The sequence below is a fragment of the Mycobacterium sp. Panama NTM2 genome, assembly GCF_054355555.1.
The window spans coordinates 1,595,137-1,613,243 of sequence record NZ_CM135953.1; the positions used below are offsets into that span (position 1 = coordinate 1,595,137).

The 18,107-nt window shown below is 67.7% G+C and carries 19 protein-coding genes; 10 read left to right on the plus strand and 9 right to left on the minus strand.

The features are described from left to right. Positions 1 to 30 precede the first annotated feature (30 nt). The 5 genes from ACXYX3_RS07615 to ACXYX3_RS07635 all read right to left on the minus strand — a co-directional run bounded on the left by ACXYX3_RS07615 (position 31) and on the right by ACXYX3_RS07635 (position 4,566). On the minus strand, positions 31 to 1,203 hold the full coding sequence (locus tag ACXYX3_RS07615; RefSeq protein WP_458611125.1) for an alpha/beta fold hydrolase: 1,173 nt from the start codon (positions 1,201 to 1,203) through the stop codon (positions 31 to 33). Next, the gene (locus tag ACXYX3_RS07620; RefSeq protein WP_241202764.1) at positions 1,203 to 2,306 is read right to left on the minus strand and encodes a homogentisate 1,2-dioxygenase; all 1,104 of its coding nucleotides are present in this window, start codon (positions 2,304 to 2,306) and stop codon (positions 1,203 to 1,205) included. The genes ACXYX3_RS07615 and ACXYX3_RS07620 overlap by 1 nt, the downstream gene beginning before the upstream one ends. An 82-nt stretch (positions 2,307 to 2,388) precedes the next feature. Then, a complete protein-coding gene (locus tag ACXYX3_RS07625) occupies positions 2,389 to 2,772 on the minus strand; it encodes a nitroreductase/quinone reductase family protein (protein ID WP_458611127.1) in 384 nt (127 codons plus the stop codon). An 18-nt stretch (positions 2,773 to 2,790) separates the two neighbouring features. Continuing rightward, positions 2,791 to 3,969 carry an acyl-CoA dehydrogenase family protein gene (locus tag ACXYX3_RS07630; RefSeq protein ID WP_458611129.1) on the minus strand — a complete coding sequence of 393 codons (1,179 nt, stop codon included), beginning with the start codon at positions 3,967 to 3,969 and terminating at the stop codon, positions 2,791 to 2,793. A 33-nt stretch (positions 3,970 to 4,002) separates the two neighbouring features. Further along, the gene (locus ACXYX3_RS07635) at positions 4,003 to 4,566 is read right to left on the minus strand and encodes a TetR/AcrR family transcriptional regulator (RefSeq protein WP_458611131.1); all 564 of its coding nucleotides are present in this window, start codon (positions 4,564 to 4,566) and stop codon (positions 4,003 to 4,005) included. A gap of 361 nt (positions 4,567 to 4,927) precedes the next feature. On the opposite strand from ACXYX3_RS07635, the gene ACXYX3_RS07640 reads away from it, so the two are divergent. Together ACXYX3_RS07640 and ACXYX3_RS07645 are read left to right on the plus strand one after the other, a co-directional pair. After that, positions 4,928 to 5,905, plus strand: a complete 978-nt coding sequence (locus ACXYX3_RS07640) for an esterase family protein (RefSeq protein ID WP_241202760.1) — start codon at positions 4,928 to 4,930, stop codon at positions 5,903 to 5,905. 93 nt (positions 5,906 to 5,998) lie between these two features. Further along, positions 5,999 to 6,997 carry an MDR family oxidoreductase gene (locus ACXYX3_RS07645; protein ID WP_458611134.1) on the plus strand — a complete coding sequence of 333 codons (999 nt, stop codon included), beginning with the start codon at positions 5,999 to 6,001 and terminating at the stop codon, positions 6,995 to 6,997. A gap of 18 nt (positions 6,998 to 7,015) precedes the next feature. On the opposite strand, the gene ACXYX3_RS07650 is transcribed toward ACXYX3_RS07645, so the two are convergent. The 3 genes from ACXYX3_RS07650 to hisN form a co-directional block, all read right to left on the minus strand. Next, the gene (locus tag ACXYX3_RS07650; RefSeq protein WP_241202758.1) at positions 7,016 to 8,227 is read right to left on the minus strand and encodes an acyl-CoA dehydrogenase family protein; all 1,212 of its coding nucleotides are present in this window, start codon (positions 8,225 to 8,227) and stop codon (positions 7,016 to 7,018) included. 31 nt (positions 8,228 to 8,258) lie between these two features. Further along, positions 8,259 to 9,641, minus strand: a complete 1,383-nt coding sequence (locus ACXYX3_RS07655; RefSeq protein WP_241202757.1) for an acyl-CoA dehydrogenase family protein — start codon at positions 9,639 to 9,641, stop codon at positions 8,259 to 8,261. 101 nt (positions 9,642 to 9,742) lie between these two features. Then, the gene (hisN, locus tag ACXYX3_RS07660) at positions 9,743 to 10,543 is read right to left on the minus strand and encodes a histidinol-phosphatase (protein WP_458611137.1); all 801 of its coding nucleotides are present in this window, start codon (positions 10,541 to 10,543) and stop codon (positions 9,743 to 9,745) included. Positions 10,544 to 10,584: 41 nt separating this feature from the next. Here hisN and ACXYX3_RS07665 point away from each other — a divergent pair, with 41 nt between their 5' ends. Continuing rightward, positions 10,585 to 10,902, plus strand: a complete 318-nt coding sequence (locus tag ACXYX3_RS07665) for a hypothetical protein (RefSeq protein ID WP_255729784.1) — start codon at positions 10,585 to 10,587, stop codon at positions 10,900 to 10,902. On the opposite strand, the gene ACXYX3_RS07670 is transcribed toward ACXYX3_RS07665, so the two are convergent. Further along, entirely contained in the window at positions 10,879 to 12,258 is a 1,380-nt protein-coding gene (locus ACXYX3_RS07670) for an FAD-dependent oxidoreductase (RefSeq protein ID WP_304654300.1), read from the minus strand. The two genes, ACXYX3_RS07665 and ACXYX3_RS07670, sit on opposite strands and share 24 nt — an antisense overlap. A gap of 134 nt (positions 12,259 to 12,392) precedes the next feature. Between ACXYX3_RS07670 and prfB the strand changes: the two genes are divergently transcribed. The 7 genes from prfB to ACXYX3_RS07705 all read left to right on the plus strand — a co-directional run bounded on the left by prfB (position 12,393) and on the right by ACXYX3_RS07705 (position 17,991). Beyond that, positions 12,393 to 13,508 (plus strand): peptide chain release factor 2, encoded by a 1,116-nt coding sequence (prfB, locus tag ACXYX3_RS07675; RefSeq protein ID WP_458611139.1) that lies wholly within the window; start codon positions 12,393 to 12,395, stop codon positions 13,506 to 13,508. Next, positions 13,498 to 14,469, plus strand: coding sequence for a mechanosensitive ion channel family protein (locus tag ACXYX3_RS07680; protein WP_458611141.1), 972 nt, complete (start codon positions 13,498 to 13,500; stop codon positions 14,467 to 14,469). The genes prfB and ACXYX3_RS07680 overlap by 11 nt, the downstream gene beginning before the upstream one ends. After that, positions 14,466 to 14,993, plus strand: a complete 528-nt coding sequence (locus ACXYX3_RS07685; protein ID WP_458611143.1) for a hypothetical protein — start codon at positions 14,466 to 14,468, stop codon at positions 14,991 to 14,993. The genes ACXYX3_RS07680 and ACXYX3_RS07685 overlap by 4 nt, the downstream gene beginning before the upstream one ends. A gap of 64 nt (positions 14,994 to 15,057) precedes the next feature. After that, positions 15,058 to 15,747, plus strand: a complete 690-nt coding sequence (ftsE, locus tag ACXYX3_RS07690; RefSeq protein WP_143819003.1) for a cell division ATP-binding protein FtsE — start codon at positions 15,058 to 15,060, stop codon at positions 15,745 to 15,747. After that, a complete protein-coding gene (ftsX, locus tag ACXYX3_RS07695) occupies positions 15,747 to 16,643 on the plus strand; it encodes a permease-like cell division protein FtsX (RefSeq protein WP_241202750.1) in 897 nt (298 codons plus the stop codon). The genes ftsE and ftsX overlap by 1 nt, the downstream gene beginning before the upstream one ends. A 2-nt stretch (positions 16,644 to 16,645) precedes the next feature. Next, the gene (gene smpB / locus ACXYX3_RS07700) at positions 16,646 to 17,143 is read left to right on the plus strand and encodes an SsrA-binding protein SmpB (RefSeq protein ID WP_143818969.1); all 498 of its coding nucleotides are present in this window, start codon (positions 16,646 to 16,648) and stop codon (positions 17,141 to 17,143) included. Between the two features lie 20 nt (positions 17,144 to 17,163). Then, positions 17,164 to 17,991 carry an EamA family transporter gene (locus ACXYX3_RS07705; protein WP_458612007.1) on the plus strand — a complete coding sequence of 276 codons (828 nt, stop codon included), beginning with the start codon at positions 17,164 to 17,166 and terminating at the stop codon, positions 17,989 to 17,991. Positions 17,992 to 18,107: the final 116 nt, after the last annotated feature.

Sequence of the window (18,107 nt, forward strand, 5' to 3'; positions counted from 1 at the left end):
GGTCGCTTCGCTCCTGCCCTCCGGAACCCGTCATGCCGAGAACCCGTGTCTCTGCAGCCAATCGGTGCAGATCCCGACTGCCTCGCGCAGTTTGTCGCGTTGGTCGGGGCCTGCGTAGTAGTGGTTCGCGCCGGGGATCTCGTGCATCTCCTTGTCCGGATGGCCGATCGCGTCGAAGATCCTGCGTGTGTGGCTCGGGGTGCACGCGTCGTCGGCGAGGTTGCCGATCACCAGTGCCGGGACGGCGATGTCGGGGCCGGCCGTCACCGCGTCGGCGCGGGCGTCGTCGTAGCTCCACTGGGACAGCCAGCTGCGCAGCGTGCAGAACCGTGCGAGGCCGACGGGGCTCATGTTCACCACAGCAGGATCCCCCAGATAGCAGGTGCCCGGGGTGCGTTCGTTGGGATCCACGGTCGGGTCCAGCCAGCGCGGGTCGGCCATGGTGCCGTGGACGACGAACGCGAACTCGTCATCAGGCCTGCCGGCGGCCTCGAGTTCCGTCAGCTTGCCCTTGACCCAGGCGGTGATGCGCCGGTTGCGCGCGATCTGCGCGGCACGGTAGCGCTCGAGGAAGTCAGCGCTGTAGGGCGGTTGATTCGGGTTGTTCGGGTCGTAGAGGTCGAGGTCGGGATCGCGCTGGGTCGGGTCGGCCTCGTCGAGGATCGAGGCGTCCAGCCACTCGGTGAGCGTGCCGTGACGGCTGATGTGTGCGGCGAGCAGCATGATGCCGTCGGCCGGGATCAGGCCCAGGGTGGTGAGGTCCGGCCCGTCCCCGGACGGACTCGCGGTGACCGTCGGGTGCTGGGCCTGCTGCTGGTAGAACACCGACAGCGAGCCCCCGCCGCTCCACCCCGCGAGAACCACCTTCTGGTAGCCCAAGCGGTTTTTCGCGTCTTTGATGCACTCGCCGAGATCCTCGACGACCTTCTCCATCAGTAGCGCCGAGTCGGTGCCGCGAAACCGGCTGTTGCAATAGATGACGTGATGACCGGCGCGGGCCAGCGCGTTGATCATCGGCAGGTACGCGCCGCCGCCGATGGGGTGCATGAACACCAGCACGGTATCTGATGGCGTCGACGGCTTCAGGAGGTAACTCTCCAGCACCACCAGCTCGGCGACCCCGCCGTAGACGTCGCGGACCGTCGAATTGTTCTGGTAGGCAACCAGATACGGAATGCGCTGGTAGTCGTGGCGCGTGCTCATCAGTGCTGTCCCAGGTCGTGGGCGAGCACCTCGGCCGACGGGGTCAGCCGCCTGCGGGTGTCGATCGCGATGACCTGCCAGTCCACCGAGTGGTATTCGTCGAACTTGCGACGCGCCCGTTCACGCGCTTTCTCCGGCGCCCCGTGGTGCACGCCCTGCGGGGCGTGAGAGATCAGTCCAGGCGGCATCGGGATGCCGTAGAGCGAGCCACCGTGAAAGAACGCGATCTCGTCGAAGTCGACGTTGCGGTGGTACCACGGGGTGCGCTCGGTACCCGGTACTCCCTCTGCCGGCTTGGGGAGGAAGTTCATCACGTAGACACCGGTGGCCTGCATGAACAGGTGCACGGTGGGTGGCAGGTGCACGCTGTCGGAGGTCACCACGTGGTAGTCGCTGATGTTGAACGTGAACGGGAAGTTGTCGCCCCGCCACCCTTCGACGTCGAGCGGATGGTGGTCGTAGTGCAGCGTCGTCGTGTCGCGTCCGTCGATGGGAGAGTGCACGAGGCGCACCTCGTAGTCTCCGCGTCCGTCGTCGTCGCAGGGCGCGGGATCGGGGATCACCACTTGGGAGGGGTCGAAGGGAAAGTGCCGCCCGAGCTGACCGGGTGGCGGTACGCGGAACTCGTCGGTGGCCTGGATCATCAACCACGCACCCGGCTCCTCCGGCAGCTGCCGCCAGGTGCAGGCCTTGGGTAGGTACACCCAGTCACCCGTGCGGTACCGCAACGGCCCGAATTCCGTCTCCAGCGAGCCCGAGCCCTCATGGACGAAACAGAGGAGGTCGCCCTCGATGTAGCGGACCCAGAACGGCATCGCCTCACCGCGCCGGGACAGGAAGATCTGGGCGTCGGAGTTGGAGAACAACAGCAGGGGTGCGCCGAGGGCGTCGCCGGCATCGGAGGGCTTCAGTTCACCGGCCAGGACGTCGAGCGGACGGAGCGGGCCGTCCGACCGGTATGCCGTCGGGTCGTGTCGCCGGTAGAGGTGTGCGGTGCGGCCGGTGAAGCCGCCGCGGCCGAGCTCGTCGTCTTTGAGCCCGTCCAGGTCGGCGTGGATCCGTTTCGGGACAGTGCCTTTGCTCAGGTGAACGAACGATTCCATCAGCGCTCCTGCGGTCGAAGTGAAAATGACGTTACTTTCATTTCTGCGGACGGGTCAAGGGGGTACCGGCGTTCGGGCCGGCTCAGTCGTCCAGGTCGATCCGGATGGTGAGCAGGTTGGTGCCGAAGGTGCGGACCCCGACGTTGTTGAAGCGGGGCAACTGCTGCATGCGGGCGTGCGGGTCGTCGTCGGGCAGAAGGTGGGCAGTGCCCCAGTGCCAGCGTCCGTTCAGCCGGACGCGGACGTGCGGATCGGCCGCGATGTTGCGCACGTACTGCGACTTCTGGCCGAACTCGGAGACCAGCCAGAACTGATCGCCGATCCGGCGGCCGCCGACCGGGGTGTGCCTGGGTTGCCCCGATCGGCGTCCCGTCGTCTCGAGCAGCGTCTGGAACGGCATGTGCCGCATCACGGGGTTCGCGATGTTCTTCTGGAAGAACACGGTGAGCGTGTCACGCAGGTTCATGACTCGTGATCCTGCCGCTCAGACCATCGCGGTGCGAGGGATCTTCGCGCCCAAGCTCAACGCCCCGGCGAGTTCGCGGCTGGTGTCGTGGTCGAACACCACGTGCCCCGCCATCACGTCGATGTCGCGCTTGATGCGCTGCAGAGGGTTGTCCAGGAAGTGCGCGCCGGCGCCGGAGGCCTCGAGCAGATCGGCGACGACGGACTTGGACTCGTGGACGACGCGTGCGGCGGCCAGGCGGGCCCGGCCTCGCACCGGACGGCCCACCGGCTCCCCGGCCGTGACCATCTGCTCGATCTCGTCGACGGTGTCGGCGAGCAATCCCCGCAGCGCCCGCAGACGTACCTGCGCATCGCCCAGTCGCAGCGCAGCCACGGGCTTGTCCTTCTGGAGCACGCCCTCGTAGGCGAGGAAGCGGTCAGCGAGGCGGGAGGCGTAGATCTCCGCGGCGCGTTCGGCGCTGCCCAGTGCCGGCATGGCCGCGAGCAGAGCCAGCGCGGGAACCATCGGCCACCGATAGGTGGGACTGTCGTGCAGCGCGGCACCCGGAGCGTTACCGGAATAGATGTCGGCCACCGCGATCAACCGATGGTGTGGGACGAAGACGTCGTCGATCACCACGTCATGGGAGCCGGTGGCGCGCATACCGTCGGTGTGCCAGACGTCCACCACACGAGCGTCGACCATCGGCAGCAGCGCCAGCACCGGCTGGATCGTCTTGTCGCCGCCGTCGACGGTCTCACGTAGGGCCCCGACCATGATCCAGTTGCCGTCCATCACCCCCGTCGCCCACGACCAGCGGCCGGTGAGCCGTATCCCGCCCACGCAGTCCACGCCGCGGCCCGTGGGTGCCAGCGGCGCCGGGGCCAGGAACGGGCGGGTCCCGAATGCTTCCTGCTGGGCTCGCTCGTCGAAGAGAGCCAGCATCCAGTTGTGCAGCGCGTAGAAGCCGAGCGTCCATGCGCTGGACGCGCAGCCGTGCGCCATCTGCCGGACCGGGTCGAGAATCGCCGGAAACGGCGCCTGCCGGCCGCCGTAGCGGGCAGGTACGAGCAGATCGAACAGTCCCGCGGCGGTGGCCTCGGCCAGAGTGTCCGCCGGCAGCCTTCGGGAGCGCTCCGCCTCGCCGGCCCGCTCGGCGAGGCGGGACACGAACTCGGGGGTGAGCGCGGTTTCCGTCGCGATCGTCGAGGACACGACGCGACCGTAACATACTTTTTTGTATGGAAGTCAGCGGCGGAGCATCAGGTCGAGGAAGTCCTCCTGCTGGCGGACCATCCGGGGGTCGGCAGGACCGTCCGAGAGGTGCAGGAACCCGATCCCCGCCGCGAAGGTGGCGTGCGCGCGCATGTCGGCGTCGGCGGCGGCGAAGCCGACATCGCGATACGCCTGCCTGACCGCCGAGAGAACCCTCTGGTCGGACGCGCGCACACTCTCGGCCACATGACTGTCGGTGCGGGCCCATTCCCGCATCGCCCGTTCCAGGCTGCGCTGACGCTCGCCGCGCAGGGACGCCATCATGAGGCGTAGCCGCTCCCGCGGTGGCGCCGTCGACAGCTCGGCGAACCCGCTGCGGTCACGGTCGCGCAACTCCGCCCACGCGCGGATCAACGCCGACCGGAACGCTGCCATGTCGGCGAAGTGCCAGTAGAAACTGCCCTTCGTGACACCGAGGTGGGCGCACAGCCGGTCCAGTTTGAGTGCCTCCACACCGGCGTCGGCAACCAGTGCGTAGCCGGCTTCGATCCAATCGTCGGCGGCCAGCCGGCGGGCTTCCGAAGCGCCTTTCGTCATCACCGGAGACTATGCGGGACGCCGATGTGAGCGCCGTCACTGCGCGGAGTGTCCGGCGTGGGGTAAAAGTGCGAGGTTGACTGCACGTGCTGCTGCCCGACTGGGCGGTGCGCCGGAATCCCAGGTAGCGTTCTGGGAGAAAACCGGCGTGTTCGCCGTGCCCGGACTTTGTCGGTTCGTGGTCACATGTTTTACTGCAACCGCTACAACTGAACTCTTCTCGGCCCATCCCGCGCCGTCAGGGCATCTTTGGGATGGCGCCACAACGCGGTGAAGACATCGCTGTGGTGTCGGCGACCGCACGGGAAACCGCAGGACGAACCGCCACGCGCGGTACACCGAAGATGGGTGGAATGACCGAATGAGACTTCTTGACAGGGTTCGTGGCCCGTGGGCGCGCCGTCTCGGCATCGCCGCATTCGCCGCGATTTTGCTGCCGGGCATCATCGGCTTCGCCGGGGGATCGGCGACCGCCGGGGCGTTCTCGCGGCCGGGCCTGCCGGTGGAGTACCTGATGGTGCCCTCGCCGTCGATGGGCCGTGACATCAAGGTGCAGTTCCAGAGCGGCGGCCCGAACTCGCCGGCGCTCTATCTCCTCGACGGCCTGCGCGCCCAGGACGACTTCAACGGCTGGGACATCAACACCCAGGCGTTCGAGTGGTACCTCGACTCCGGGATCTCGGTGGTCATGCCCGTCGGCGGCCAGTCCAGCTTCTACTCGAACTGGTACAAGCCCGCCTGCGGTAAGAACGGGTGCCTGACCTACAACTGGGAGACCTTCCTGACCCAGGAGCTGCCGAACTTCCTGTCCTCGCAGCGCCAGGTGAAGCCGACCGGCAGCGCCGCCGTGGGTCTGTCGATGGCCGGCAGCGCCTCGCTGGTGCTCGCGGCGCACCACCCGGCTCAGTTCACCTACGCCGGTTCGATGTCGGGCTTCCTGAACCCGTCCGAGGGCTGGTGGCCCGGCCTGATCAACATCTCGATGGGTGACGCCGGTGGCTACAAGGCCAACGACATGTGGGGCCCCGCCGAGACCGATCCGGCGTGGAAGTACAACGATCCGATGGTGCAGATCCCGAACCTGGTCGCGAACAACACCCGGATCTGGGTGTACTGCGGCAACGGCCAGCCCAACGAGCTCGGCGGCGGCGATCTGCCCGCCACGTTCCTCGAGGGCCTGACCATCCGCACCAACCGGACGTTCCAGGACAACTACGTCGCCGCCGGCGGCAACAACGGTGTGTTCAACTTCCCGAACAACGGCACGCACAACTGGGCGTACTGGGGTCGCGAGCTGCAGACCATGAAGCCCGACCTGATCTCGCACCTCGTCGGATAGTCACCGACCAGAGATCGACCAGAGATCGACGAAGCCCCCGGCCGACTGCGGCCGGGGGCTTCCTCGTTTTCCAGTGGTGGCTATCGTGGCGACATGACCGAGATCAACGCGATGGTGGCGCATGAGGACGGCGAGGGCGGCATCGTGCTGCGTCACGAGGTGGTGGACGAGTCGTTCCTGCCCGACGGCGATGTCGAGATCCACGTCGAGTACTCCAGCGTCAACTACAAGGACGCGCTCGCCGTCACGCCCAAAGGTGGCGTGGCGCGGGCCTATCCGCTGATCCCCGGCATCGACGTCGCCGGAACGGTCACCGCCAGCACGTCACAGGAGTTCGCCGTCGGCGACACCGTGTTCGCTCACGGCCAGGACATCGGCACCGGACGGCACGGCGGCTACGCCCAGGTCGCCCGGTACCCGGCCGACTATCTGGTCAAGCTCGGGACGATGAGCACGGCCGACGCCGCCGCCATCGGCACGGCCGGCTTCACCGCCGCGCTGAGCGTCGATGCGCTGCGTGGCCACGGGGTGCAACCCGGCGACGGACCGGTGCTGGTCACCGGCGCCACCGGGGGAGTGGGCAGTGTCAGCGTCGACTTGCTGGCCGGTCTGGGCTACGAGGTGGTGGCGTCGACGGGCAAGGCGCAGGCGCGCGACCTGCTGCGTGATCTCGGCGCCTCCGAGGTCATCGACCGAGTGCCCGGTCCGGATGAAAAGGTCCGGGCGCTGGGCAAGGCGCACTGGGCCGCGGTGGTGGACTGCGTCGGCGGGCCCACACTGGCCTACGCCCTCAGCACACTGAAATACGGTGGGGTGGCCGCGATCTCCGGCCTGGCGGGGTCACCCGACCTGCCCGCGACGGTGATGCCCTTCATCCTGCGCGGGGTGACGCTGGCGGGGATCGACTCGGTTCTGTTGCCGATCGCCCGGCGCCGCGAGGTCTGGGCGCAGATCGAATCCGGCCTCGCCCCACGTCATCTCGCGCGTGTCACCACCGACGTACCGGTTCGCCGCGTCGACGAGGTGCTGAAGACCATCGTCGGCGGCGGCGTCACCGGTCGAACCCGCGTGGTCGTGCACGACGGGTTCTGACCGGCGTCACCCGGCGACCTACTTCAATTCGGCCGAGGACAAGCCGAGCAGGCGGCGGGCCACGACGAGCTGCTGGATCTGCTGGGTGCCCTCGAAGATGTCGAGGATCTTCGAGTCGCGGGCCCACTTCTCCAGCAGAGTCTGTTCGGAATAGCCTGTGGTACCTGCCATTTCGACGGCCTTGAGGGTGATGTCGGTGCCCACCCGGGCGGCCTTGGCCTTGCCCATCGACGCTTCTTTGGAGTTCGGGATCTTGTTGTCGGCCTGCCACGCCGAGCGCACGGTCAGCAGGTAGCCGGCCTCCCAGTCGGCCTCCATCCGCAGGAATTCCGCCGCCGCGGCGCTCTGGGCGTGTGCGGGCTTGTCGTAGGAGATCTCGATGCCGGCGTCGGTGAGGATCGTGCGCAGCTCCTCCAGCGCCGCGCGGGCGACACCCACGGCCATCGCCGCCACGATCGGCCGGGTGTTGTCGAAGGTTTCCATCACTCCGGCGAAGCCCTTGTCCACCTGGATCTCCGGGCTGCCGAGCAGGTTGTCCTTCGGGATGCGGGCGTTCTCGAACCGGATCGCCGCCGTGTCGGAGGCCTTGATGCCGAGCTTGTTCTCCAGCCGCTCCACGGTCACCCCGGGATGGTCGCGCGGCACGATGAACGACTTGATCGCCGCACGTCCCTTGGACTTGTCCAGCGTCGCCCACACCACGATGTGGGTGGCACGCGATCCGGCGGTCACATAGATCTTCTCGCCGTTGATGACGTACTCGTCTCCGTCGAGGACGGCCGTCGTCGTCACCGCCGCGGAGTCCGAGCCGAACCCGGGCTCGGTGATGGCCATCGCGGCCCACACCTTGCCCAACCGCTCCAGCTGTTCGGGGGTGGCCACGCTGGAGATCGCCGCGTTGCCGAGGCCCTGATAGGGCACCGACAGCAGCAACGCGACATCGCCCCAGCTCACCTCGAGCGCGTTGAGGAGCGCAGACATGTTGGCGCCGTTGATGTTTCCCTTCGGCCCGTCGCCGTCCTTGCTGAACGCCTCGGCGCCGGCGAACGAGATCGTGTTCGCTTCCGAGATGCCCTCGAAGAGGGTCGCCAGTGTGTCGAGCTCGACGGGGTAGTCGTGCTCGCGCAGGTCGTACTTGCGCGAGATCGGTCGCAGCATCTCTGCCGCGCCCTGGTGGCCCTTCTCGATGACCGCCTGCAGCTTCTTCGGCATTTCCAGATTGATCGCCATGTTGGTTCGCCTTCCTAGTGAAATGCTGCTGCTAGAGGACCACGACACCCTCGGCGACGCCGAGAGCACGCAGGTCGCGGTACCACCGCTCGACCGGATGTTCCTTCGTGTAGCCGTGGCCGCCCAGCAACTGCACGCCGTCGAGGCCGATCTGCATGCCCTTGTCGGTGCCCAGCTTCTTGGCCAGCGCCGCTTCGCGCGCGAACGAGAGTCCCTGTTCGGCGCGCGCGGCGCCGCGCCAGGTGATCAACCGCAGACCGTCCAACTCGATCGCGATGTTGGCGCACATGAACGCCACCGACTGTCGGTGGGCAATCGGTTCGCCGAACGCTTCGCGCTCCTTGACGTAGGGGACGACGTAGTCGAGAACGGCGTGCGAGGTGCCGACCGCCAGCGCCGCCCACCCCAGCCGCGACAGCGCGATCGCCTCGGAGTAATTGCTGTCGTGCTCGGCCTCGCTGACGTCTTCGCCGAGGCGAGCGCTCAGCGGCACGGTGACCTTGTCGAGTTCGACTCGACCGAGCGCAGCCGCCCGGATGCCCATGCTGGGATCGGGGGTGACCGTCACCCCGCCGGCCGACGACTCGACCAGGAACAGCGTCGGCTTGCCGTTCAGCTGCGCGGCGATGACGAACAGTTCCGCGTCGGCGGCCGCCGGTACCAGCGATTTGACGCCGTCGAGCCGGTAGCCGCTGGGGGTGCGCACCGCGGTCGTCTTGAGCGAGGTCGGGTCGAACAGCGGGTGCGGTTCGGCGATCGCCACACACGCCTGCGGCACGTTCTCGCCTGCGAATTCCGGCAGGTAGGTCGCCTGCTGGTCGGCGCTTCCCCAGTGGGTCAGGGCCGACGCCACGCCGCCGGGCGCCAGGATGGGCAGCGCCAGACCCATGTCGCCGTAGGCGAGCGCCTCGGCCACCAACGCGTTGGTGACGGTGCTGCGGTGCTCGGCGATGCCGTCGAAGTCCTCGGGGATGTTGATCGCGGTGACGCCCAGTTCGGCGGCCTTGGTGATCAGGTCCGGGGGATAGGCGGCCGCAGCGTCGGCGTCGTGTGCGGCGGGACGCAGGATCTCCTCGGCGAATTCCTCGACGGTCGAGACGATCATCTTCTGGTCGTCGTCGGGGGTGAGGTCGAAGTAGTCGGCGCCGCTGGGCTTCAGCCGCGTCGCGGGCTTGCCGAGACTCTGTACGCGCTTGAACTGGCGCGTGGTGGCGCCCGCGGCGGAGAACGCGTGTTTAACGCCGTATTTCAGGCCACGGTTGAGCGGGTCACGCAGGTTGTACTTGTCGAGGAACTCCTGCCCGATCAGGGGCGTAAGCAGCGCGATGCCGATATCGGTCGCAGAACGCTTGTGCTTACGCAAGCCCACGGCGCTTTCCTGGCCGCTTCGCTTGGACGGCAGGGTGTTCGTCATCGGTCAGCTGCCTCCAGTGGGATCGGATGAGCGCAGATGCGCAACTGACTCCAGAGTAAGGTATCGGAACTGACTATTGAGTAAGGTCAGTCGATTGTTGCCTATTTCACAAGCGCGGCGAGTACTGCGTCGTGCAACAGCCCGTTGGTGGCCACGGCGCTGCCACCGTGCGGCCCCGGCCGGGCGGAGAGGTCGGTGAACCGGCCGCCGGCCTCCCGGACCAGGATGTCGAGCGGGGCGAGGTCCCACAGCTTGACCTCCGGTTCCACCGCGACGTCGACAGCGCCCTCGGCCACCAGGCAGTACGACCAGAAGTCGCCGTAGCCGCGGGTGCGCCAGACCGCGTCGGTGAGATCGACGAATGTCGAGCGCGCGGCCTCCCACCCGGTGGTCAGATCGGAGTAGGAGAGGCTGGCCGAGCCGAGGTCGGCCACGCCGGAGACCGAGATGGGGCGCGTCGTCCCCGCGGGTCCGGAGAAAGAGGTGAAGGCACCCTGGCCGCTCCCGGCCCACCAGCGCCGCGCCAGCGCGGGTGCGCTCACCACGCCGACCTGGGGCACGCCGTCGACGAGCAGCGCGATCAACGTCGCCCACACCGGCACGCCGCGGACGAAGTTCTTGGTTCCGTCGATCGGGTCGACGACCCACTGCCGGCCCGCGAACTCCGTCGTGCCGCCGAACTCCTCGCCGAACACCGAGTCGGCGGGGCGTTGCTCGGCCAACCGGTCCCGCAACAACCTCTCGGCGTCCAGATCGGCGTCGGTGGCCGGGGTCATGTCCGGCTTCGTCTCGACGCGCAGATCCACCGCACCGAAGCGCTGCATCGTCAGCGCATCGGCCTCCCCGGCCAACGTGAGGGCCAGGGCGAGGTCGTCGGCGACGTCAGGGGAATCGGTGCTCATATGTGGAGTCCTACCATGGCGGTGTGGTTGAACTCGCGATCATGCTGTTGATCATCGGCGCCATCGTGCTCGTCGCAGCGCCCCGGATCATGCGCAAGCGCGGCGTGGGCAACGACTGGGTGCCGGGCACACTCCTGGTCACCGGGGTGAGTCCGCGCCCCGACGACGTGACCGGGGAGCAGTACGTCACGATCACCGGCGTCATCAACGGCCCCACCGTCAACGAGTACACCGTCTACACCCGGATGGTCGTCGACGTGACCGCCTGGCCGACGATGGGCCAGCTCATGGACGTGGTGTACTCGCCCCGCAATCCGGAGAAGTGGGCGTTCGGCTCACCCGTGCCCAATCCGGAGTAACTCCTCCACGCTGGTCAGCTTGATCCGCGGGCGCCCCGACCCCTGGCCGGTGCTTCGCTCGTGCGCGTCGATCAGCCGCCAGTGATCGTTGGTGACCAGCTTGGGCTGACGGTCGAGTAGCCACTGCTCGACGTTCGCGGCGTGGTCCTCGCCGCGGTCGGTCGGCTCGGCGGCCTGCAGGTCGGCGAGCAGAGTGTGGACGGTGTCGGCCGAATCGCTCTTGTTGCTTCCGATCACGCCGGTGGGGCCGCGCTTGATCCACCCGACGACGTACTCGTTGCGGCTTCCCTCGATCCGCCCGTCGGTGTGCGGGATCGTGCCCGACCGATCGTCGAACGGCAGACCTGGCATCGGGACGCCGCGGTATCCGACCGCGCGCACGACCAGCTGGGCGGGCACTTCCTCGCGCTCACCGGTGTCGCGGGCAGACACCCGGCCGTCGTCGCCGCGCACCAACTCGTTGCGGCCCAGCACGATCGACTCGACCTTGCCGTCGCCCTTGATCTCGATCGGTGAGGTGCGGAACCGGAAGACGATCCGCCGCTTGGCGCCCGTGAGCTCCTTCTCGCCGTAGGCGCGCAGCACCTTGATGTTGTTGCGCACGGTCTTGCCTGCGTCGTCGAGGTCGGCGTCGGTGATGTCGGCGAACTCGGCCGGGTCGACGATCACGTCGACGTCACCGAGCGCCTCCAGCTCACCGAGTTCGCGCAATTCCAGCGTCGTGAACGGCGCCTGCAGCGGACCGCGGCGGCCGATCACGAGCACCTCCTCCACCCCGCGCTCGCGCAGGGAGTCCAGCGCGTGGTCGGCGATGTCGGTCTCGGCCAGTAGATCCGGATCGCTGACCAGGATGCGGGCCACGTCGATGGCCACGTTGCCGTTACCGACCACCACCGCGCGGCCGCACGAGATGTCGGGGGCCATCGATTGGTAATGCGGGTGTGCGTTGTACCAGCCGACGAAATCGACCGCGGCGACACTGCCCGGCAGGTCCTCACCCGGGATGCCCAGCGGACGGTCGGATTGGGCGCCGTTGGCGTAGATCACCGCGTCGTAGGTCTGCGCGAGTTCGGCGGGTTGGACGTGCTCGCCGACCACGACGTTGCCGAAGAACCGGAATCGCGGGTCGGCGGCGATCTTGTCGAACTGCGCGGAGATCGACTTGATCTTCGGATGGTCGGGCGCGACACCCGATCGGACCAGACCCCACGGGGTGGGCAGCATCTCGAGCATGTCGACGCAGACGTTGCGGCCGAGGTCCTCGCCGTCGGCGGCCTTCAACAGGGCGGCGGCGGCGAAGAACCCGGACGGTCCCGAGCCGACGATCGCCACATGGTACGGACGCATTGGGGGCATGTGGGCTGCCTTCTGTCGCGGCCCGGCCACGCGCAGGGGGCTGTCGCGTCGCGGCCGGACGAGGTTGCCTCCCGATGCTAGAACGCGGTCGGCGTCGGTCGAGGAGAACGCGCGGACCGGTACCCTGAACTCCCGTGGATCCTGACCGGCAAGCCGATATCGCAGCCCTCGACTCCACGCTCACCACTGTGGAGCGTGTTCTCGACGTCGAGGGCCTTCGCGGGCGCATCGCGCAGCTCGAGGAGGAGGCGTCCGACCCGAAGCTGTGGGATGACCAGGCGCGGGGCCAGAAGGTGACCAGCGACCTGTCGCACGCCCAGAACGAGCTGCGCCGGGTCGAGGAGCTGCGGCAGCGGGTCGAGGATCTGCCGGTGCTCTACGAACTCGCCGCCGAGGAGGAGGGCGAGGCGGTCGCCGCGGCCGTGTCGGAGGCCGACGCGGAGCTGCGGCAGTTGCGCGAGGACATCGAGGCGCTCGAGGTGCGCACCCTGCTCTCCGGCGAGTACGACGAGCGGGAGGCGCTGGTCAACATCCGTTCGGGCGCCGGGGGCGTGGACGCCGCCGACTGGGCGGAAATGCTGATGCGGATGTACATCCGATGGGCCGAGCAGCACAAGTACCCCGTCGAGGTCTACGACACGTCGTACGCCGAGGAGGCCGGCATCAAGAGCGCGACCTTCGCCGTGCACGCACCGTTCGCCTACGGCACGCTGTCGGTTGAGCAGGGCACGCATCGATTGGTTCGGATCAGCCCGTTCGACAACCAGGGGCGCCGCCAGACGTCGTTCGCCGAGGTGGAGGTTCTGCCGGTCACCGAGACCACCGACCACATCGACATCCCCGAGCAGGACGTGCGCGTCGACGTGTACCGCTCGAGCGGGCCCGGCGGGCAGTCGGTGAACACCACCGACTCGGCGGTCCGGCTGACTCACATCCCCACCGGCATCGTCGTCACCTGTCAGAACGAGAAATCGCAGCTGCAGAACAAGGTGTCGGCGATGCGCGTTCTTCAGGCCAAGCTGCTCGAACGCAAACGGCAGGAGGAACGCGCCGAACTCGATGCGCTCAAAAGTGACAGCGGCAGTTCCTGGGGTAACCAGATGAGGTCCTACGTTCTGCACCCCTATCAGATGGTGAAAGACCTCCGCACCGAATACGAGGTCGGCAACCCGGGCGCTGTCCTCGACGGCGACATCGACGGGTTCCTCGAGGCCGGGATCCGGTGGCGTAACAGGAAAGATGACGACTAATACGGTGCTCGCGCTCAGCCTGTCCGACGGGTGGCGAGGATTCTGGGCCGGCGAAACCGGTGTCTGGATCCTCGGCCGCGGCGTGCCGATCGCGCTGCTTTTGATCGGCGGCCTGCTGGCCGCCCGGTTCATCAACTGGACCGCTCAGCGGGTCACCCGTCGCATCGATGCGCAGTACCAGGAGAGCGACCAGCTGGTCCGCACCGAGAGTGCCAAGCATCGGCAGGCAGTGGCCTCGGTGATCTCCTGGGTGTCCGTCGCGCTGCTGTTCGTCATGGTCGGTGTCCAGATCACCGACATCCTGGCGATCCCGGTCAGTTCTCTGGTCGCACCGGCCGCAGTCATCGGCGCGGCGCTCGGTTTCGGTGCCCAGAAGCTCGTGCAGGATCTGCTGGCCGGTTTCTTCATCATCACCGAACGCCAGTACGGCTTCGGCGACCTGGTGCAGGTCAACATGCTCGGGGCGCCGGAGGCGGCCGAGGGAACCGTGGAGGAGGTCACGCTGCGGGTGACCAAGCTGCGCACCAGCGAAGGCGAGGTGTGGACGGTGCCCAACGGCAACATCGTGCGCTCGCTGAACATGTCGAAGGACTGGGCGCGCGCGGTCGTCGACATCCCGGTGCCCACCACCGCGGACCTCAACAGCGTCAACGAGGTCCTGCACCGGGTCGGCGAGCGGGCGATGGACGACCCGGGACTGCGCCCGCTGCTGCTGGACACCCCGCAGCTGATGGGTGTGGAGAGCATCGAGCTCGACACGGTGAACCTGCGGATGGTGGCCCGCACACTTCCCGGCAAGCAGTTCGAGGTCGGTCGCCGCCTGCGCATCCTGATCATCGCCGCGCTGGCGACCGCCGGTATCGCGACCCAGGAGCACACTCCGACGGTGAGCAACATCAGCGCCACCGGCGAGGGCCCCCACGAGGCCGCGGAGCCCGCGAGAGCGGAGCGCACGTCGTGAAAACGCCCGAGTTCGTCAACAAGTTGCGGCGGCGTGACCGCCATTCGCGGGTCTACCTCTTCGGCGGCAAGGTGCGGGCCTCCACCGTCGTGTTGCTCGTCGCCTTCATCGCGCTGTACTGGGTCAATCAGACCTATGCCCCCGAGCCTGCGGCGACTCCGCAGGATTCGACGGGGCAGGTGGTGCCGCCCGGTTTCGTGCCCGACCCCAACTACACGTGGGTGCCCCGCACCAACGTCGCACCGCGGGAGACCACGACCACCACCAGCCCGACGACGACCACCACGACAACTCCTTCGCCGACGCCGACGTCCACTCCGTCGCCGTCGGAGTCCGACGGCGCCACGACGTCACCCAGCACGACCGGCACGGCGCCCGGCGGGGCGTCGACGACCGTCATCGATCCCGACGGTTCCGGTCCGCTCGGTCCGATCACGTTGACGCAGGCGCCGCCGCTGCTGGCACCGACGTCGGTGCCGCCACCCGGCCCACCCGCGATCACGACCCCAGAGCCGCCTCAGTGAGCCCGCGTCGCCCCGTCCGGCGATGTGGTGACCGCATTCCTCCCCGCTACACTGGCGTGCCGTGATGATCACCCTCGACCATGTCTCCAAGCAGTACAAGTCGTCGGCGCGTCCCGCCCTCGACAACGTCTCGCTGAAGATCGACAAGGGTGAGTTCGTCTTCCTCATCGGTCCGTCCGGCTCTGGCAAATCCACGTTCATGCGTCTGCTGCTGGGCGAGGAGCACCCGTCCACCGGCGACATCCGAGTCTCCAAGTTCCATGTGAACAAGCTGTCCGGCCGGCACATCCCCGGCTTGCGGCAGGTCATCGGCTGTGTGTTCCAGGATTTCCGGCTGTTGCAGCAGAAGACGGTGTTCGAGAACGTGGCGTTCGCGCTCGAGGTGATCGGCAAGCGGTCCGACACCATAAACCGGGTGGTGCCCGACGTGCTCGAGATGGTCGGCTTGTCGGGAAAGGCCAACCGGCTTCCGGCCGAGTTGTCCGGCGGTGAGCAGCAGCGGGTGGCCATCGCCCGCGCGTTCGTCAATCGGCCGCTGGTGCTGTTGGCCGACGAGCCGACCGGCAACCTCGACCCGGACACCAGCAAGGACATCATGGATCTGCTCGAGCGGATCAACCGCACCGGCACGACGGTGCTGATGGCCACCCATGACCACCACATCGTCGACTCCATGCGTCAGCGGGTCGTCGAACTCGAACTCGGCCGGCTGGTTCGCGACGAACAGCGCGGCGTCTACGGAATGGATCGCTAGTGCGCTTCGGCTTCCTCGTCAACGAAGTCCTGACCGGCCTTCGTCGCAACGTCACCATGACGATCGCGATGGTGCTCACCACCGCGATCTCGATCGGGCTGTTCGGCGGCGGTCTTCTGGTCGTGCGGCTCGCCGACCAATCCCGTGCCATCTATCTCGACCGCGTGGAGAGCCAGGTCTTCCTCACCAACGACGTGTCGGCCAACGACCCGACCTGCGACGCGGACCCCTGCAAGGCGCTGCGCCAGACCATCGAGGATCGCGACGACGTGCGTTCGGTGCGCTTCCTCAACCGCGACGAGGCCTACGACGACGCGATCCGAAAGTTCCCGCAGTACAAGGACGTCGCGGGCAAGGATGCGTTCCCCGCGTCGTTCGTCGTCAAGCTCGACGATCCCGAGCAACACAAGGACTTCGACGACGCGATGATCGGCCAGCCCGGCGTGCTCAACGTGTTGAACCAGAAGGACCTGATCGACCGGCTGTTCGCGGTCCTCGACGGCATCAGCAACGTCGCGTTCGCGGTGGCGCTGGTGCAGGCGATCGGCGCGGTGCTGTTGATCGCCAACATGGTTCAGGTCGCGGCGTACACCCGCCGCACCGAGATCGGGATCATGCGCTTGGTCGGCGCCACCCGCTGGTACACCCAGCTACCGTTCCTCCTGGAGGCGATGCTGGCGGCCTTCGTCGGGGTGGTGATCGCGATCGCGGGGTTGATCGCGGTGCGGGCACTGTTCCTGGAGAGCGCGCTCAACCAGTTCTATCAAGCAAATCTGATCGCCAGGGTGGACTACGCGGACGTGCTCTACTACAGCGCGCCGTGGATGTTGCTGCTCGGCCTCGCGATGTCCGGCATCACCTCATACGTCACGTTGCGTCTCTACGTGCGGCGGTAGCGATGGCGAAGAAGACCAAAGGCGTCAAAGACACCAACAACCAGGTGGTGGCGACGAACCGCAAAGCCCGCCACAACTTCTCGATCCTCGAGACCTTCGAGGCCGGCGTCGCGCTGATGGGCACCGAGGTCAAGAGTCTGCGGGAGGGGCAGGCGTCGCTGGCCGATGCCTTCGCCACCGTCGACGACGGCGAGATCTGGCTGCGCAATCTGCACATTCCGGAGTATCACCACGGCACCTGGACCAACCACGCCCCGCGACGTAACCGCAAGCTGCTGCTGCACCGGCGAGAGATCGACACGCTGGTGGGGAAGACCCGCGACGGGAACCTGACCCTGGTGCCGCTGTCGCTCTACTTCACCGGCGGCAAGGTCAAGGTCGAGCTCGCGCTGGCCCGCGGTAAGCAAGCACACGACAAGCGTCAGGATCTGGCGCGCCGAGACGCCGAGCGTGAGGTCACCCGCGAGCTGGGACGCCGCGTCAAGGGCATGACCTCCTGACCGGGATTCTCAGTGCGCTGATCGCGGCGCTGGGCTACGGCGTCAGCGACTTCGTCGGCGGGTTCGCGTCGCGCCGCGTCGCCGCGTTGCGGGTGGTCGTCCTGTCCTATCCGCTGGCGCTGATCCTGCTGACCGTCCTCGCCGTGCCAGTGGGCGGTGAGCTGAGCCGGGCCGCGGTGCTGTGGGGACTGTTCGCGGGCGTGGGCCAGGCGTTCGGGGTGTGGTGGTTCTATGCCGCTCTGGGGTCCGGGCCCATCTCGGTGGTGTCGCCCCTGACATCGGTGCTGGTCGCGGCCGTGCCGGTGGGTTTCGGCGTGGCGTTGGGGGAGCGGCCCAGCGCACTCGCCCTTGTGGGCGTGGTCGTAGCGCTGGTCGCGGTCGTCATGGTCAGCCGGCAGGCGGAGAACCTCGACGGCGATCCGAGCCCGCACCGGTTCACCGTCAAGGTCGCCTGGTTGACGGTCGGGTCGGGCATCGCGTTCGGCATGAACTTCGTGATCCTCGATCAGGTACCGGTGGAAGCGGGACTCTGGCCGCTGGTGTTCGGGCGGTTGGCGGCGACGGCGATTGTCATGATCGCTGCGCTGCTGACCGCGAACTTCGTGCTGGTGCGTGGGGTTCCGCTGCGGCTGGCGCTGCTCGCCGGGGTCCTCGACACCGTGGCCAACGCGGCGACCCTGCTCGCGCTGCACTCGTCGCTGCTGTCCTTGACGGGTGTGTTGGTGGCGCTGTACCCGGCGGCAACCGTGGCGCTCGCGGTGGCGGTCCTGCGGGAGTCCGTCACTCGCTCGCAGGTGTTCGGAATGATTCTCGCGTTCGCCTCCGTCGCGCTGATCGCCGCTGGTTAGCTACTTCTAGCGCGGGTAGCCGACGCGCGTGTCGTCAGTCGAGGGAGGTGGCCGTACGGGGTTCGGGGCGCGTGTCTCGCTTGTCGTTGCCGTCACCGCGCTGTTGGCGGTCAATA